This window comes from Mesorhizobium sp. M8A.F.Ca.ET.021.01.1.1 (assembly GCF_003998025.1).
GTDB lineage: Bacteria > Pseudomonadota > Alphaproteobacteria > Rhizobiales > Rhizobiaceae > Mesorhizobium.
Map to the genome: position 1 here is coordinate 1 of NZ_RZSJ01000865.1, position 1,682 is coordinate 1,682.

The 1,682-nt window shown below is 65.1% G+C and carries 2 protein-coding genes; both read right to left on the reverse strand.

Annotated features, from left to right (window positions below; translation table 11 throughout):
* Positions 1-565: carboxyl transferase domain-containing protein (locus EOA36_RS34875; protein WP_281040109.1), on the reverse strand; the 565-nt coding region annotated here is incomplete at its 3' end.
* A gap of 1 nt (position 566) precedes the next feature.
* The gene (locus tag EOA36_RS34880) at positions 567-1,682 is read right to left on the reverse strand and encodes an isovaleryl-CoA dehydrogenase (protein ID WP_127281185.1); all 1,116 of its coding nucleotides are present in this window, start codon (positions 1,680-1,682) and stop codon (positions 567-569) included.

Consider the following 1,682-nt stretch of genomic DNA (forward strand, 5'->3'; position numbering starts at 1 on the left):
TGCAGGAACCCATGACGCAGGCGATCTGCGGGATGCCGGCCGCCGACATGTTGGCCTGGTTGTAGAAGATGCGGCCGAAATGCTCGCGGTCGGGAAACACCTCGTCCTGGTTGGGCAGATTGGCGCCGCCGCTGTCGACCAGATAGACGCAAGGCAGGTTGTTTTGCAGTGCGATCTCCTGCGCCCGCAGATGCTTCTTCACCGTCAGCGGATAATAGGTGCCGCCCTTCACGGTGGCGTCGTTGACGACGACCATCACCTCGGTGCCCTCGACACGGCCGATGCCGGCGATCAGGCCGGCCGACGAAATCTCCTCGCCATACATCGACCAGGCCGCGAACTGGCCGATCTCGAGGAAAGGCGAACCGGTGTCCAGCAATTGCGCCAGGCGTTCGCGCGGCAACAGCTTGCCACGGCCGACATGGCGCTCGCGTGCCTCGTCCGAGCCGCCCCGCTCGACGGCCGTGGCCTTTTCGGCGATGTCGGCAACCAGAGCCCTCATGCGCTCGGCATTGGCACGGAAGGTCTCGGAGGAAGGAGAAATCTGGGTTTGCAGCGTGGCCATGCTACGCTCCCTCCGCCATGATTTCGCGGCCGATCAGCCAGCGGCGGATTTCGCTGGTGCCGGCCCCGATCTCGTAGAGCTTGGCGTCGCGCAGCAGCCGGCCGGTCGGATAGTCGTTGATATAGCCGTTGCCGCCAAGCAGCTGGATGGCGTCGAGCGCCATCTGCGTCGCTTTCTCGGCGGCAAACAGCACGCAGCCGGCGGCATCCTTACGGCTGGTCTGGCCGCGGTCGCAGGCGGCGGCGACGGCGTAGACGTAGGCGCGCGCTGCGTTCATCGCCGTATACATGTCGGCAAGCTTGCCTTGCACGAGCTGGAATTCCCCGATCGGCTGGCCGAACTGCTTGCGCTCGTGAACATAGGGGATCGCCACGTCGAGGCACGCCGCCATCAGGCCGATCGGCCCGCCGGCAAGCACGGTGCGCTCATAGTCGAGGCCAGACATCAGCACCTCGACGCCGCGTCCTTCCTCGTGCAGCACATTGTCGAACGGTACCTCGACATCCGAAAAGACCAGTTCGCCGGTGTTGGAGCCTCGCATGCCGAGCTTGTCGAGCTTCTGCGCCACCGAAAACCCCGGCATCGCCTTTTCGACGATGAAGGCAGTGATGCCGCGCGATTGCCGTTCCGGGTCGGTCTTGGCGTAGACGACCAGCGTTTCGGCGTCCGGACCGTTGGTGATCCACATCTTGGTGCCGTTGAGCACATAACGGTCATTGCGCTTATCGGCGCGCAGCTTGAGCGACACCACGTCGGAGCCGGCGCCGGGCTCCGACATGGCGAGCGCCCCGACATGCTCGCCCGAACACAGCGGCGGCAGGTATTTTTCCTTCTGTGCCGGTGTTGCCCAACGGTTGATCTGGTTGACGCAGAGATTGGAGTGGGCGCCATAGGAGAGGCCGACCGATGCCGAGGCGCGCGAAATCTCCTCGACCGCGATCACGTGGGCGAGATAGCCCATGCCGCTGCCGCCGAAATCGGGATCGGCGGTTATGCCGAGCAGGCCGAGCGCGCCGAGTTCGTGCCACAGATGCGCGGGGAATTCGTTCTCCCGGTCGATGTCGGCTGCGAGCGGAGCGATCCTGTCCGGCGGGAAGCGCCGGACCAGGTCGGGCAG